This is a genomic window from Microcoleus sp. B9-D4, from assembly GCF_036705105.1.
Taxonomy (GTDB): domain Bacteria; phylum Cyanobacteriota; class Cyanobacteriia; order Cyanobacteriales; family Microcoleaceae; genus Microcoleus.
The window spans coordinates 1-15944 of sequence record NZ_JAUBTS010000056.1 but is presented as its reverse complement, the minus strand read 5'-3'; the positions used below and the strand labels follow the sequence as shown (position 1 = coordinate 15944).

Sequence of the window (15944 nt, the reverse complement as noted above, 5' to 3'; positions counted from 1 at the left end):
GCTATACAATTTTGAATGCACATCAGCTAATTAACTCGTAACTTTGCCGATGACGCCTGATGCCAGCCAATTCATCTTTTCTAGTTCTGCGTCTTGCTGCTTGTAATCCTTGCCTTGAGCAATCACAACTTTCCCGGTGTTATCTTTTATTTCCCCCTTATAAATGACCATGCTGCCATCAAGAAACTTACTCTTAGCAGCATCAGCATCCTTTTTCGCTTCGGCAGTTACGGCGCTACCGTAGGGCGACAGCTTCAAAAAACCATCCTTCAAACCACCACGTACTAAATGGGGAATGCCTCCGTTCATTAGCGTCTTGCCAGCATTCAGCATTTCAGCATACTTAGAATAGACATTCGTCCAGTCCCACTCGGCACCTGTTAAATATCCTTTGGGCGCAAGTTGGGCTTGACTCGCATGGTAGCCAGTACAGAAAATGCCTCGTTTCTCAGCCGTTTCTATCACCACTTTGGGGCTATCTACGTGACAGGTAATTACATCAACACCCTGGTCAGCCATACTATTAGCAGCATCAGCTTCTTTAACAGGCAAAGACCAATCTCCTGTAAAAATCACCTGAGTTGTAACTTCTGGCTTAATGCTACGTGCCCCTAATGTAAAGCTATTGATATTGCGTAATACTTGCGGTATGGGTTTAGCAGCAATAAATCCTAATTTTCCGGTTTTAGAGGCGTGGGCGGCAACAATGCCTGCTACATACTCACCCTCATCAATGTAGCCAAAATAGCTGCCAACGTTATTTGGATGCTTCCCTTCCTGATAAAGTCCACCGCAGTGCAAGAATTGTACCTCCGGGTAATCCTTTGCCAGTTTCAGAATATGCGGGTCAAAGTACCCGAAGGAGGTAGGGAACAGAACCGTTGCCCCATCCTGTTCAATCATGTTCCTCATGGTTTCTTGTACCGATGTAGTTTCAGGAACATTTGCTTCCTCTACGGTTTTTACCCAGGCTAATTTTGAAACCCCAGCGTTCCCTTCGGCTTGGGCTTGATTGTAGCCGTAGTCATCTTTTGGGCCAACATAAATAAATCCCATCACAATTGGCTTATCTTTGCCAGCCGAGTTTGCTTGAACCTCTTTAGCAGGACTACATCCAGTCCAAAGGCGCGATGTGACTGCAAACGCTGTAGTAGATAAAATCCCACGAATTACTTGACGCCGAGGTATAAACAATGACTTTTTGGTACTCATTCTCTATGTTCTCACTAAAAGTTTTTAAGAGGAATTCATAGCTAAGCTTTAACGCTGATACTTGCTGATAATTGCTAAATATATTCACGCTAAATTTCTCAGCTTTTAGTCGATCTATTCAACAATGAGATTAAATGCGTTAATAACTATTTACATTCACATCACATCGTGAATTTAATGAAAAAGATACATGGTAAACCAAAACTAATTCTAATATAAAATTAGTTTTTGCTGGAAAGGTTGTTTTAGGAAAGTCGAATCCCCTAAAAATTAATGATGTTTATCTTATACCAATTACTTTTAGTGGTAAGTTTTTTTATAAAAACTTAATAATATTCGCCAAATTGTCTCCCAAAAAGTTCGCTATAAACAAAATTAAACAATAATGTTCACCACAAACAAAAAAGAATTTTTGAGTTCTGGCACGCAACTAGCTTTTCAGTCTTGGAGGCAACTTAAAAATAAGTCGAGGTTGAATCAAAAACAATAAAAATCGATCTTATAAAAGCAGAAAAACTGTCCTTGATTTCTAATAACAGTCAATAATCCGAGCAAGTTTTATGAGGACTGAAGTCTTCACTACCAACTCTATAACGGTTCTTGTACCGGAGATGTTGCATCATTCTCAATAAGCTTTTTATGAACAGGCTTTTCGGCCTGTTCCACAAAGACTGAATTTTCTTGTGGAACAGGCCGGAAAGCCTGTTATTGAGAATGGTGCTCTTCGGTGAGTTGTACCGGAGTTGACACTCCCCAGCTATCAGGCGTGGGGATTCTTAATTCATCGACTGACCTTTAAGCGCTATGTCCTTTCGGCACTTCTTAAACCTTTCAACCGTACAAAATACCAATTGACGAGTTCAACTCACAGCAACCCCAGAGGGTCTATCTCCAAAAGCGTACTAGGATATTTACCTAGAGTTCGGGTATGCCCTACCCTACTTAACAAGACTAAATAGTTTGTTTCTCTGGTTAAAGGAACTGTGTTAAGCCCCTAGCTGTTTATAGAGTTTTCGCCACTGTTTTTATGCACGATGGCGCAGGAGTTTAACCTTGACTACTCTAGTCTACTAGAAATTTCCTGACTTTTAGGAAGGGATTTAAGAAATTAAAGCCGTCCTAGAAGGACAGGGTTTTAGACCCAATTTCCTTGATAATATTACAGATTGCCTTTAAGCCCGATCGCCGTAACAATAGTCCACGCATCCACCAACAGCAACAGCAGCGTACATCCCAGCAAAATAAGATACATCCAAGGCTGCGACAAAGGGCGGACATCTCTAGTATCAATGCCTGTTTTTGCTTCCACCAAACCGACTAATTTACCAAATCCAGCCACCCGCATTGGCAACAAATAACCTTCACCCGAATGACTCAAAAAATAGTAAACTAAACCTCCTTGACCGGTCGATCGAGGTTTGAGAGCTTTTACCTCAGTCCAAGGTAGGGACCAACCCTTGCGAAAAAAACGCGGAAACCAGTTGGGATATCTGACTTCAATCCCTTCCTCGCTCAAAATTACCCTTTCACTGAGCACGCCGTACAGGCCCACAGCCCCGACAACAATTCCTGCCCAGAGTGCGGCGGGAGGAACGGCTGCTTTCGTTACTTCCGACAAAAACGGCAAGGGAATTGTCAGGGCTGTGTACAAGCTCAACAGCGTGATTCTAATTAGGGGAGAAAGCCGGAATACCGCCGGCTCAAATACTGGGGCCGAAGATGGGGAAGAAGCAATAGGTTGTGCTGACATGGCTGAAATTCGAGAAGCTGTTTCATGATATTTTTGCACAGTTGTCGATCCCGCCAACAAAACTCAGAGAAATACGAAAAACCGGACAATCTTTGCAGTTGTGAGTTTTGATCTAAAATTCATTTCAGAAACTTTGATTCTTAAGTGTTGAGTTTTTACCACTTTGCTGAAGTTGGAATTTTGAGCGCGGAGTTATCAATTAACTGACAATTATATAACTCAAAACTCACAACTGGGATTAATCAACGGCGGTTAGCGCTGGTACAGTCAAAGGTTCTGAGATTTCTCTGGATTTGGGGCGGCCGGCCATGATTGTTCGATCGCCCTGAACTGCCTCTGGGGATCTGCTAGGATTGACGTTTGAATAGGGGCCTTCGTTAATCTGCAAGCGATCGCAAGGAATTTTATCCGACAAAATTGCACTAGCCATCATCCCGGTGTGAATTTCCAATGCTGCAGCGCGCATCGCTTCAAACACTAAGCGCTGTCCGGGAAACACCACTCGTTCAAAGTACCAGTTAGGAATGTTGGCGATGCGAGCAATCTGAATCTGACTGGTGGCGTTGACGTAGCAGCACAGAATCTTGCTGTCGGTGTCTGAGGGTACGGGGTCAAGAATTTGAGCCATAACTGCTGAGGGAGCCTTACCTAAAAGTTTTAGTTATCTTCTCAGGCTAACACTAGGTGATCCCGCCTACTGTAAAGCCGACTACCAACTCCCTAATACATGAGAGACCGATCGAACTTAAATTAAAATCTAACCGGATAAATATCTGCTTTTTGACTCCTAGCTGGGATTTTCATTCAAAATACGCTGTATTGACTTAAAAATTAGCTTTTTTATGCTGCTCTCGCCGATCGACACCAACAAGCTCGGCTTTTAGCCAGTTTAAAAAAATTTAAGAATATTTAATGTCAAATTGCGAAAATTAGACATATTGTAAAGTTATATTAAAAGAATATTAACATAGCTGAAAAAGTTCCACTTTAGGATATGGCAATCATGGAAAACCGAGAAAACCGAGTCCTGTACGTTCGCCTCCCTTGCAATCCGATTTTCCCGATCGGAGTTGTCTATCTTTCGGATCACGTACACAAGCTGTTTCCCGATGTCGAACAACGCATTTTCGATTTAGGTGCCGTACCCCCCCTGGATTTCGCTAAAGCTTTAGATGCCAGCATAGACGAGTTTAAGCCGACTCTGCTGGTTTTCTCTTGGCGGGACATTCAAATTTACGCGCCCGTGGGTGGCAGAGGTGGCAACCCGTTGCAAAATGCCTTCGAGTTTTACTACGCCAAAAATCCGCTGATCAAGTTCCGGGGAGCACTCGGAGGACTGCGTTTAGCAGCGTCTTACTACACCGAACTCTGGCGCAATTTGGGACTGATCAAGCGCGGATTGAAGCGGGCCCGGAAATACCGCCCCGAAGCTCGTGCAGTGGTCGGCGGCGGTGCTGTGAGCGTGTTTTACGAGCAGTTGGGACGCAGTTTGCCTACGGGAACTGTGGTTTCGGTGGGGGAAGGCGAAGCTTTGCTGGAGAAGTTGATTAAGGGCGAAGATTTGGCCGAGGAAAGGTGTTATGTGGTGGGAGAAACTGTGCCGCGGGAGAGGCTAATTCACGAAAAGCCAGCCAACATCGAGAAAAGTGCTTGCGATTATAACTACATCGAAACCATTTGGCCGGAATTTTCCTATTATCTACAAGATATGGACTTCTACGTGGGAGTGCAAACCAAGCGCGGCTGTCCTCACAATTGCTGTTACTGCATTTATACGGTGATTGAAGGGAAACAAGTGCGGATCAATCCGGCGGATGAGGTGGTGGCGGAGATTCGGCAATTGTACGATCGAGGTATCCGAAATTTCTGGTTTACCGACGCTCAATTTATCCCCGCACGCAAATTCATCGATGATGCAGTTGAATTATTGCAAAAAATCATCGCCGCCGGCATGGACGACATACACTGGGCCGCTTACATCCGTGCGGACAATCTCACACCCGAGTTGTGCGATTTGATGGTAAAAACGGGGATGAATTACTTTGAAATCGGCATCACCAGCGGTTCCCAGGAACTGGTTCGGAAAATGCGGATGGGCTACAACTTGCGAGTAGTTTTAGAGAATTGCCGCGATTTAAAAGCAGCCGGTTACAACGATGTGGTTTCCGTTAATTACTCGTTTAACGTCATTGACGAAACCTTTGAAACTATCCGGCAAACTATTGCTTATCACCGAGAATTAGAGCGAATTTTTGGACCCGATAAAGTAGAACCAGCTATTTTCTTTATCGGGTTGCAGCCGCACACTATTTTAGAAGAATACGCCTTTAAAAAGGATATTCTGCAACCGGGTTACGATCCGATGAGTTTGATGCCTTGGACAGCGCGAAAGTTGCTGTGGAATCCCGAACCTTTGGGTTCGTTTTTCGGGCAAATTTGTTTAGAAGCTTGGCAGCGTAATTCCAATGATTTCGGCCGCGAAGTGATGGCAATTTTGGAGGAAAAACTCGGCTGTGCGGATTTGGAAGAGGCATTAACCGCGCCGGTGGAAATCAAAGACAAACAGTTGGCAGCCGTTAATTAATTACCAGGTTCGCAGTCAGGACGACCGTCCTTGAAAAAAGGGGAAATGGAAGAAAAAATGTGTTTTCTGTTTCCCTTTTTATTATTCAATAAATAGGTAAGTGCAAATAAACATTACCGTGTAATATCAAATCCGCCCTTAATCGTCCTGTATTCATCTCTCTGTTCTCTGACTCTGCGTTCTCTGCGTTCTCTGCGGTTTAATCATTCCAATGCAACCGGAATTGATATAACAGAGTCAGTTCGCGACATGGGGGCGCTTATTCCCGGCTTCTAGGAAAATAAAAGGTTTAGTAACGAGAAATAGATGAATAAACCCGGTTTCTCAAATCGGCGTGAACAACTCATAAAATCTTAAAAATGTCATAAATACAAGAGATTGCTTTCCTGCGATCGCATTGACATACTTATGTATTTTCACTGGTGTAGGGTGCACAGTTCGCACCTTACTTAAACCGACGGTGTACCGTGTTCCGTGCACCTCTCACCTCTGATATTAAATATTATTAATATCCAGCAAAGATCGCTTAAGATGTAATTATATAGTTAAAACCAGGAGTGACCAGATGTTTTATAAAGATAGAGTTAAGGGCATTAAAGGAGTAGGTCTAGTTATGGCGGGGATTAGTGCGATAGGCTTTTTGACCGCCTCAGCAGAAGCAACTGCACTAAATCAACCGATTGACCCAGTTCGGGCGATCGCACCCAACACTTTGGGCAATAATCAACCGCTGCAAATTGCTCAAGTTGAGGGATGTCCGAGGGCCGAAATGGTGCAATTTTTCGCAACGCCCAACTTTTCTATATACATTTGCAAAACCCAGGAAGGGGACATTTTTTACCGCGGCCTCAGCAAGATAAATGGCACCCAAATCAATGTCATGCAAGTAACTACAGGTGACGACGGAACTTATGAAGCGACTAACGGTAATATTATCTACTCGATTAACCCCCAACGCCTGCAAGTCCGCCAGAATGGTAAGGTAATTTTGACCGAAGCTGTCATTAAGTAGCACTCACTGTTATTCAACGATCGCTCTGATTAATTTAGGGTACATTTTATTAGCTGAACTCAAACAAATTGCAGATTCTTTCAAATTTAGGCATAATTATAAGAATAAAAGTCTGTATTATCAAAAAAGCTATCGGATTATGCCTTACAGTCAATTCACAATTACTAGAGCTAAAAAAGACTTTCAGTTAACTATCGTGGAGGGAACTCGGTTTTTTCCGGAGGTAGAATCAATTAATCCCAGTCCGAGATTGAGTAGCGAATTAGAAGATTTGCCTTGGACGATCGCAGTTGGTTCAGAAAAAGCCAGATCGGAAGCCATTGTCTACCCAGTTTTGCAAGAAGTCCGGCGCTTGATGAACCGCCAAATCAGTTTATTTTCGGGACGGGAATTCAATGTTGACCCCAGTTGCGAGCTCACCGGATACGTCGATTTTTTAATTAGCCGATCGCCCGAACAGCTTACCGTAGAAGCACCCGCGATCGTAGTTGTGGAAGCAAAAAAAGCCGATCTGAACGAAGGTATCGGTCAATGTATTGCTGAAATGGTAGCGGCACAGCGCTTTAACGAAGCAGCAGAACACCCGATCGCCACTATTTACGGTTGTATCAGCAGCGGCACTCAATGGCGTTTTCTCAAGCTTTCAGGAACAACAGTGACGATCGACCTTACCGATTATCCGCTGCTTCCGGTGGAAACCATTTTAGGATTCTTGGTGTGGATGGTTCAACAAGATTAGCTAGATTTAACTGATCCAGTAAAAAATAGGATTTCCCACGAAACCCAAAGTTTTTAGAACTTGCTTGAAAACCTCGCTGTCAACTGTCAACTGTCAACTGTTTGTTCAAATATCTTTCAATTAGGACGATCGCCACAATATCGTCCACTGGCCTCGGTGGCGTCCGCATTCCCTTCGGAATCAAGCGCGAAAGTCCCGTCGGAGGGTACATTTGCCAGTAGCGTTCCCTCGCTTCTAAACTGCTGTACCTCTCGTCAACCTGAACAATTTTTATCAAAGGCGACAAACTCTGCGTCAGTTTTTGTTTCCAACTCTTAGAAGTCGTTTGATCTCCGAGTACCAATAACTCAATGGGAAACTGTTCGCACAAAGATTGAATAGTAGATATCGCTGCTTCCGACAGCACAACTTGATGGTAGCAGACGTTCTTATCTCTACCCATTACAGCTATGCCGCATTTGTCTTTACCGGGATCGAAACCTAAAATCATATTTATGAGTTCTGTGTTAATAAGTTTGTAGTTGCGATCGATCGCCTGCCAACTCAATCGCCAACCTATATCTAATCTGATACTTGCATTCTTGAATGTCTCAAAATCTTTGCGGGCGATCGTACTTATTTTGCTTGACTTTTTTGTGGGATTGACATATTATATCATCATGGGAATCCGTGCGGCCATATAATGCCTAAAATCAGAAACCGGGTTTTTGCCATAATCTTTACTTCCAGTTTTAATTTATCGAAAAAACCCGGTTTCTTTGACCCCCCGCACAAAAAAACCGGTTTCTCTCACCCCTGTGCAGGCGGTGCGTCGCTATGAGATTATCGATTTGATTTGCAAATTGCTGATGGCGACGCACCCTACTATTTTGAATCGGGTGCAAAGATGAGTGCAAAAAAAAAATTAAAGCGCGCTGACGCACGCAAAGGGAAAAAGGGAAACAGGATAAAGGGCAAAGAAGAGTCCTCACAGGGAAGAGGAGAAAACCGGAATCCGCAGCAAAGCAGCAACGCGAAAACCCAAATTCCTGTTCGAGTCGCCCCCAAGATTAGTGTAGGATCGGTTGGCAGCACGGCAATCGACCGCATCGTAGTCCCACGAACCTCCACGACGCACTTTATTAGGAGAACCGCTTGTGTCCCAAGCGCTGCCGAAAGAGGGTGCGCCATTGTAGTTATCATGCCAGTAATCCTGACACAATTCCCAAACATTGCCGTGCATATCGTACAAGCCAAACCCATTTGGGGGAAAACTTCCCACCGAAGTAGTTTCTCGGCGGTCAAGTCCTTTCGGCGCCGAAGCGTAAGGATAATAGCCCTGATAATTAACTAAATCTGGAGTAATAGTTTCCCCGAAGTGAAAAGCTGTTGTCGTACCGGCCCGACAAGCATATTCCCATTCCGCCTCACTCGGCAAGTTATAGTTTTTCCCTGTTTTCTCGGACAACTTCTGACAGAAAGATACCACACCCCCCCAACTTACTTGTTCTACAGGCCGTTTCGCACCTGTAAATTTCGATGGGTTATGTCCCGTCACTGCTTGCCACTGTTCTTGAGTGATGGGGTATTTTCCTAAATAAAAAGTTGGTACAGTTACTTGATGCTGCGGACGTTCGTGATGCCGGCTACCTGCCTCTGTTGCTGGCGAACCCATCATAAATGTGCCTCCGGGAATGTAAACCATTTCGAGCACAACTCCATTACCTAAGTCTTCTCTGAGGTAATGAGCAGAAGACTTTCTACGACTGTTTTCTTTTCCATAGGCATCGACTGTGATGACATCAAATTCAAATACAGGGAGATAGTCTTGAAACGGAGGTTTAGTCTTTAAGTCATCTCTATCTTTCAGGAGTAAATAGGCCGCGAATTTCACCTGCATCGATTCATCGTGCAATGCTTGAATTATCAAATCTAAACCTGCTTCTCCATATTTCAGTGCTTCAGAGAGGGCGGCGATTCTCACTTCGACAATGGGTGAGACTAAGCGGCTTTTAACACCGGGTATGCCTCCGAGTACCGCAGCATTGACAGGCATTGAATTTTGACCGCCAAGGACGGCATCGTATTCTCTGGGTTGATTTTGATTCTCTGACATTACACCGCACGCTCCTGCATTTTAATTGAGCAAAATTTTGTTCTGTGATGTCAATATCTCAGGGATCGATTCTTATTTTCTCTCTTTGCGCTCTTAGCGGTGCGGTGCGTCGCTGTGAGATTGTTGGTGGTGCTTCCCGATTTTTGGTGGTGCTTCCCGATTTTTGGTGGCGACGCACCCTACTAATTGGGTATGGTGCGTCGCTGTGAGATTGTTGGTGGTGCTTCCCGATTTTTGGTGGCGACGCACCATACGATTGCTATATATATGGCGGCACGGATTCCCATGATTAAATGATATGTCAAGGGGGCGAAAATGTCAAGCAAAATTGTAATTCGATCGCGCAAAATTTTTGCAATAATTCGATATATCGATCGCACTTATTATTTAACTTTCAAATCTTCTGGGCCCGGTGGTTGTTGTCCGGTGCGGAAAACAACGGCTCCGTTTTCACGAGCCACTAAATCTATTTTAAGTGGGCCGGCGATGTAAGTGACATCTGCGGCGATCGCCTGAACGTCCAGCGGTTTCTCGTACTGCTGCAATCGCTCGATAAAACCAGCTAAAGTTTCAACCCGATTGTCGGCCACTTGAACTCTACCGCCGACAACACCGATCAGGCGAGCGCGAAATTGACAAGCTTCTATCAATTGCAGCAACTGCTGCCGCACCTGTTCGTCGGTTAAAGTCACCGGATCGACAGCAACCCCTGCAATCACATCTCCAGCGCGGAACACAACTCGATTGATTTCTGCTTCTGCAAATACCTTAATTACCTTTTCTTCCCGCAGGTAATTAGCGCCGGCGACAATCCGCACCACGTAGTCTTGACCGTCTTTAATCTGACTAATTAGTTGATCGATTTCTGCTTTAGTAATTTGAATAACCTGGTCTCTAACCTTCTTATTTTCCGGCTGCATCAGTCCGACGGTGGTTTTATTTGCTTCTTGCAAAAGTCGATCGATCGCGCGACTTGCCATACCGGGTTCAATAATGCGAACCACGCCAGCAGCTAAAATTTGACCGCGCCTGATGGCAACTGTACCCTCGCGGATTGCCTGAAAATCGCGTTCCAAAATTTGCACTTGCTGCTGCAAGACAGTTTGTTGCTGTTCGAGTTGAGCTTGTTGCTGTGCCAAGGTTTCTAGGAGTGCTTCCCTCTCGGCAATTACTTTGTCGCGCTCGATAATGGTTCGATCGCGCTCGGCCAGATTTTGCACCCGCTGAGCAATTTCCTTGTCTCGCTGGGCAATTAGTTCGTTGCGATCGACAATTTCTGCGTCTCGTCTGGCAATTTCTCTCTCTCGCTTGGCAATTTCTCGATCGCGCTGGGCAATTTGAGTTTTTACCTGCTCGATTAACTGTTGGCGTTCCTCTTGCAGTTGGGCGATTTCCGCTCCTAAAGTCGTTTTTTGACCAGAAACTGTTTTCAATTGGTTCTCGGTGCGATCGAGCTGAGCTTGTGTATTCGATCGGGCCGTTTGAACCAGTTTCAATTGTTCTTCGGTGCGGGATTTAGCCGCTTCCACACTGCTGAGCTGTTCTTCTGTCTGAGATTTAGCCGCTTCTACCTGACTTAACTGCTCTTCAGTTTTAGACTTGGCTGCTTGCACGCTGTTGAGCTGGGCCCGCAGCGAGTTTAATTTTGTTTGCGTCCGAGCTTGCTCAGCATTAGCTGCTTGGAGGGATTGATTAATTTGCTCTAAATTGGCTCTAGCTTGCGCTTGAGCGGCTCTGGCTTGAGCTAATTCAGTTTCAACTCGATTTTTTTCTTGAGTGGCCTGGTTGATTTCTCGGCGGGCGTTGTTGAGCCTTTTTTGAATCTCGTCTATTCTAAAAACTCCCGTTCGCAGCGGCTTGCTAGTAGCAAACAAAATGCCCAGAGTCAGTGCTGACAGGATGCTGCCGGCCATTACTGTCACAACAACAGCAGTATCGCGGGGGCGAAGTTTGAACAAACTCAATCTTGCCTTGCCGACTTTCGTCCCAAGGCGATCGCTGACAGTGGCGATCACACCCCCCAACACTAAAATTACAAATACCAGGATGTATCCAGCAGTCATTCCGATTTTAGATTTTGGATTTTGGATTTTGGATTGAATCTAAAATCCAAAATCCAAAATCCTATACTTTCTCGGCATCAAGTGAATTGCTGGCTTAAAGCCACCGGGTTGTGGACTGTGATCTTTTTCTTGTGGATCGAGATCATGGTTTCTTGTCTGAGATCCCCGAGCAAACGAGTCACAGTTACCCGTGTCGAGCCGATCGCTTCGGCGATCGCCTGGTGGGACAGCTTCAAATCTATCGTAATCCCCTCTGTACCGGGCACGCCAAAATCCCGGCACAGAATCAGCAAAAAGCTGACGAGTCTCGAACCCATATCTCGGTGGGCCAGGGTTTCGATCATCATCTCGGTTTGCAAAATCCGAGACGACAGTCCCCGCAGCATCACCATCGATAGTTCCGGGTCTTCCTTGAGCGCTTTCTCGACTTGTTCGATCGGCAGCGAGATCAATTCCACCGGCGTAAAGGCTACCGCGTGGTAAAACCTGTCCGATCGGTGTCCCGTAATCAGAGACAGCACCCCAAATACGCTATTTTCGCGCAGGAGGGCGACTGTAATTTCTTCCCCTGCTTCGTAAACCCTGGAGAGCTTCACAGCACCTCTAATGAGAACGTAGACGCGCTCAGCCGGGTCTCCAGGGAAAAAAATTGTCTTGCCCCGTTCAAAGGTTTCCACAATGGGTGGAAACGCCCCGCCGCTGATTTGGCGGAACACGGCTGCTAGCGGTCTATCATGCGTCACGACTAGATCCTTTGTACTAATCAATACTTTATAACTTGCCGATTAACCTTATTGAGTAAATATACTGTCCAACCTCCAATATCCTGGGATTCTGTTACTTCCATCTAATATTAAGGTAAACACACGCTGTATGATTAAATCTAGCCCTTCTCTTAACTTTTTCAATTCCGCCCCCATGTAGCTCCACAGCCAAATTAATATCAATTGTGTCTCAATTGTGTCTCAATTGTGTCTGAATCAGTTAAATCTGAATCAGTTGTGTCTAAACTGGCGGGGTTGTCAGATATAGCCAACGAGAACGGTGCAAGTTGCTTTTAGATAAACTACAGATGATAGATTTGACCGGAAAAAATGCTCTTGTTACGGGCATTGCCAACAATCGCTCGATCGCCTGGGGCATCGCTCAGCAGCTCCACAAAGCTGGGGCAAACCTCGGCATAACTTATTTGAAGGACGAGAAAGGCAAGCACGAGCGCAAAGTCGCTGAACTGGTGGAACCGCTCAATCCCAGTCTGTATTTGCCCTGCAATGTCCAAGACGAGAGCGAAATTGAGTCTACTTTTCAAACCATCGCCGACAAGTGGGGCAAGTTAGATGTCCTGATCCACTGTCTGGCTTTTGCCGGCAAGGACGAACTTTCGGGAGATTTCACCAACACCTCGCGCCAAGGTTTCTCCAATGCTTTGGATATTAGCGCTTACTCGCTGGTGCGGCTTTGTGCTGCTGCTAAACCCCTGATGGCCGAGGGCGGCAGTATTGTGACGCTGACTTACTTGGGTGGCGTCCGGGTAGTTCCTAATTATAATGTGATGGGAATTGCTAAGGCGGCTTTGGAAATGAATGTTCGTTATCTGGCTGCTGAACTGGGCCCGTTAAATATTCGGGTAAATGCGATTTCTTCTGGCCCGATTCGGACTCTGGCTTCGTCAGCAGTTGGCGGTATTCTGGACATGATCCACCACGTTGAGGAAGTGGCCCCGCTGCGGCGGACGGTGACTCAGCAGGAAGTGGGAAATGCTGCGGCTTTTCTGTGCAGCAATCTCGCTAGCGGAATTACGGGTCAAATTTTGTATGTCGATGCCGGTTACGAAATCATGGGAATGTAACAGTTGTCGAGAATTTTGAGTTATGTAGGGGCGGGTTTAGACAATAAACTTTAACTTTAACAAGTAAGTTTTATCTCGCATCTTCTTGCACCATTTTCAAGAACCTGTAGGGGCGGGTTCACCAAAAACTTTCTCCCGTGACAGACAGGTTAAATAAACCCGCCCCACCCACCAAAAATCCCTTGATTGACATTGGTGTCTGATGTCAGTTGCATGGAGAACCAGCCCCTCGCTTGAGACTCAACACTAAAAAAATCCCGTTCTCAAATTACTAATTATCAATAACTAATGAATGACCAATTGCGAATTATGGAAATAATCGATCGCCCTTCTCTACCTCCTGCAAATTCAGTTCAACCAGCTAGGGCCGCCTTGGTGAAACGCACGACACTGGAAACGGATGTCACGGCCAGCCTCAATCTCGACGGTGTGGGAACTTGCAAGGCGTCTACGGGGATTCCGTTTTTAGACCATATGTTGCACCAGATTGCTTCTCACGGATTGATCGATTTGGACGTGCAGGCGATCGGGGATTTGGAGATTGACGACCACCACACGAACGAAGATGTGGGAATTACCTTGGGCCAAGCCCTAGCAAAGGCTGTCGGGGATCGATCGGGCATTTCTCGCTTCGGGCATTTCATCGCACCTTTGGATGAAGCTTTAATTGAAGTAGTGCTAGACTTTTCGGGACGGCCTCACTTAAGTTACAATTTGCAGATTCCCAACCAGCGGATCGGCACTTACGATACCGAATTAGTGAAAGAGTTTTTTTCGGCGGTGGTGAACCACACTCAGATGACACTGCACATTCGACAGTTGCAGGGCGGAAATTCTCATCACATTGTGGAAGCGGCGTTTAAGGCATTTGCGCGAGCTCTGCGGATGGCGGTAGAAATCGATCCGCGGCGCGCCAGTCGGATTCCGAGTTCTAAAGGAGTTTTGTAGTATGTGGTTTGTAGTAGCGTTTGGGCGCTACTACGAACCTGGTACTTTCAGTTATTATCGCCCTATAATTAAAGCTATGAAAGCTAACCAAACAAATTTAGTTGAAACTAATAACATATCCAATAAAGGTAGTTACAATATCTATCCTTCACTCGATGAGAAAGAAGCCAGAGAAACGGCACCAATCTCAGATTTTTCCGACAAAATTTTTGAAGGTGACTGTCGTAATATATTGCCTCTGTTACCAGCACATTGCGTCGATCTAATTATTACATCTCCTCCCTATGCAGACAAGCGAAGTAAAACCTATAGCGGCATGAAAGCTGATGATTATGTCACTTGGTTTTTACCTATAGCTGAAGAGTTGCAGCGGGTTCTCAAACCCACAGGCTCGTTTATTCTCAATATTAAAGAACCTGTTGTCAATGGGGAGCGACACACTTTTGTGATTGAAATAATATTAGCTTTACGAAAACAAGGCTGGCTTTGGGTGGAAGAGTATTGCTGGCACAAAAAGAACTGTTTCCCTGGAAAATGGCCAAATCGTTTCCGAGATTCATGGGAACGCTGCTTGCATTTCACCCTGAACAAACAATTTGCTATGTATCAAGAAGCTGTGATGGTACCTATGGGCGATTGGAAAAATAAGAGGTTGACCAAATTGAGCGAGACAGACAAGCAGCGGGACAATTCCAAAGTTGGCAGTGGCTTTGGTAAAAATGTTTCTAATTGGGTCGATCGCGAACTAGCTTACCCCACAAATGTTTTGCATTTAGCAACAGAATGCAGCAATCGGGGACACAGCGCTGCCTTTCCAGTTGAATTGCCAAAATGGTTTATTAAATTGTTCACGGAATATAATAATGTAGTTTTAGATCCATTTATGGGATCGGGTACAACTGCTGTCGCTTGTCAAGAATTAAATCGTCGATTTATAGGAATTGAATTGAATGGAGAATACTGCACTCTTGCTCAAGATCGTTTGCACTCCGCAACTCAACTAACTTTATGGGAGAAAGGCAGTGAATACTCCATCAATCAGCCCTGATGAGCTAGAAGCTCTGATTAAACAACAACTAGAAATGTTTTATGACCGTCGCATTCAAACGCTTTCAAACTTAGATTTGTGGAATACCTTACGACGAAAGAATCCATATTTGTTTCGTGCTATCGGTATGCAGGACGCCTCGGAAATTGTGAAGGAATTACTTCAAGCATATATGTCTTCATCAGATGAAGGTATATTTGGTCACGTATTTTTTGAGCCAATTGCCAAAGCTGTCGGTGGAGGCGTGGCAGCAACTGATGTTGGAATGGATGTCGTTATTGAAACGCCTGAAGCTTACACTGTAGTTCAAGTTAAGTCTGGCCCAAACTGGGGAAATGCAGACCAGAAACGTAAATTGAAAGAGAACTTTGAAAATGCTCGCGCTATGTTTATTAGCAGAAAAATCAAGAAACAGTTTAGGGCATTACTAGGACAATGTTATGGACGCGCAACCAGTGAACCGAGTGATAAGCGACTTTATGCAGTCCGGTCTGGTCAGTCATTCTGGGAAGAAATTACAGGAGATCCTGAATTCTATCTTAAACTGATCCGATTGATGAAAGATTATCGGGAGCATAACACTTATGCAGTCAGTATAAATACTCAGGAAATTGAGGTCATAATTAGTGGATAATTAAAGATGT

General features: G+C 45.0%; 15 protein-coding genes. 7 read left to right on the top strand and 8 right to left on the bottom strand.

Going from position 1 to position 15944, the window contains the following annotated elements:
- Positions 1-30 precede the first annotated feature (30 nt).
- From QUB24_RS25555 to QUB24_RS25545, 3 genes are all read right to left on the bottom strand, one after another.
- On the bottom strand, positions 31-1212 hold the full coding sequence (locus QUB24_RS25555; RefSeq protein WP_333156407.1) for a BMP family ABC transporter substrate-binding protein: 1182 nt from the start codon (positions 1210-1212) through the stop codon (positions 31-33).
- 1159 nt (positions 1213-2371) lie between these two features.
- The gene (locus QUB24_RS25550; protein ID WP_333156405.1) at positions 2372-2962 is read right to left on the bottom strand and encodes a hypothetical protein; all 591 of its coding nucleotides are present in this window, start codon (positions 2960-2962) and stop codon (positions 2372-2374) included.
- A gap of 238 nt (positions 2963-3200) precedes the next feature.
- Positions 3201-3590: a DUF1830 domain-containing protein gene (locus QUB24_RS25545; RefSeq protein WP_333156403.1), complete on the bottom strand. Its 390-nt coding sequence runs from the start codon at positions 3588-3590 to the stop codon at positions 3201-3203.
- A 375-nt stretch (positions 3591-3965) separates the two neighbouring features.
- Here QUB24_RS25545 and QUB24_RS25540 point away from each other — a divergent pair, with 375 nt between their 5' ends.
- The 3 genes from QUB24_RS25540 to QUB24_RS25530 all read left to right on the top strand — a co-directional run bounded on the left by QUB24_RS25540 (position 3966) and on the right by QUB24_RS25530 (position 7297).
- Positions 3966-5546 carry a photosystem II high light acclimation radical SAM protein gene (locus tag QUB24_RS25540; RefSeq protein ID WP_333156401.1) on the top strand — a complete coding sequence of 527 codons (1581 nt, stop codon included), beginning with the start codon at positions 3966-3968 and terminating at the stop codon, positions 5544-5546.
- 565 nt (positions 5547-6111) lie between these two features.
- Positions 6112-6558 carry a hypothetical protein gene (locus tag QUB24_RS25535; protein ID WP_333156400.1) on the top strand — a complete coding sequence of 149 codons (447 nt, stop codon included), beginning with the start codon at positions 6112-6114 and terminating at the stop codon, positions 6556-6558.
- Between the two features lie 139 nt (positions 6559-6697).
- Complete coding sequence (locus QUB24_RS25530) at positions 6698-7297, top strand: hypothetical protein (protein WP_333101970.1); 600 nt, start codon at positions 6698-6700, stop codon at positions 7295-7297.
- Between the two features lie 79 nt (positions 7298-7376).
- On the opposite strand, the gene ruvX is transcribed toward QUB24_RS25530, so the two are convergent.
- The 5 genes from ruvX to ntcA all read right to left on the bottom strand — a co-directional run bounded on the left by ruvX (position 7377) and on the right by ntcA (position 12198).
- Positions 7377-7787, bottom strand: coding sequence for a Holliday junction resolvase RuvX (gene ruvX / locus QUB24_RS25525; protein WP_333156455.1), 411 nt, complete (start codon positions 7785-7787; stop codon positions 7377-7379).
- Positions 7788-8264: 477 nt separating this feature from the next.
- Complete coding sequence (locus QUB24_RS25520) at positions 8265-9392, bottom strand: formylglycine-generating enzyme family protein (protein WP_333156397.1); 1128 nt, start codon at positions 9390-9392, stop codon at positions 8265-8267.
- A gap of 93 nt (positions 9393-9485) precedes the next feature.
- Entirely contained in the window at positions 9486-9644 is a 159-nt protein-coding gene (locus tag QUB24_RS25515; RefSeq protein ID WP_333156395.1) for a hypothetical protein, read from the bottom strand.
- 131 nt (positions 9645-9775) lie between these two features.
- On the bottom strand, positions 9776-11455 hold the full coding sequence (locus QUB24_RS25510) for a DUF3084 domain-containing protein (protein ID WP_333156393.1): 1680 nt from the start codon (positions 11453-11455) through the stop codon (positions 9776-9778).
- Between the two features lie 77 nt (positions 11456-11532).
- Positions 11533-12198 (bottom strand): global nitrogen regulator NtcA, encoded by a 666-nt coding sequence (gene ntcA, locus QUB24_RS25505; RefSeq protein WP_006634020.1) that lies wholly within the window; start codon positions 12196-12198, stop codon positions 11533-11535.
- A 329-nt stretch (positions 12199-12527) separates the two neighbouring features.
- On the opposite strand from ntcA, the gene fabI reads away from it, so the two are divergent.
- The 4 genes from fabI (at position 12528) to QUB24_RS25485 (ending at position 15934) form a co-directional block, all read left to right on the top strand.
- Entirely contained in the window at positions 12528-13304 is a 777-nt protein-coding gene (gene fabI / locus QUB24_RS25500; RefSeq protein ID WP_333052503.1) for an enoyl-ACP reductase FabI, read from the top strand.
- A 309-nt stretch (positions 13305-13613) separates the two neighbouring features.
- Positions 13614-14252, top strand: a complete 639-nt coding sequence (gene hisB, locus QUB24_RS25495; protein ID WP_333156454.1) for an imidazoleglycerol-phosphate dehydratase HisB — start codon at positions 13614-13616, stop codon at positions 14250-14252.
- Between the two features lies 1 nt (position 14253).
- Positions 14254-15300: a site-specific DNA-methyltransferase gene (locus QUB24_RS25490; RefSeq protein ID WP_333156392.1), complete on the top strand. Its 1047-nt coding sequence runs from the start codon at positions 14254-14256 to the stop codon at positions 15298-15300.
- On the top strand, positions 15275-15934 hold the full coding sequence (locus QUB24_RS25485; protein ID WP_333156391.1) for a PmeII family type II restriction endonuclease: 660 nt from the start codon (positions 15275-15277) through the stop codon (positions 15932-15934). Before QUB24_RS25490 ends, QUB24_RS25485 begins: the two co-directional genes overlap by 26 nt.
- The last annotated feature ends 10 nt before the right edge of the window (positions 15935-15944 follow it).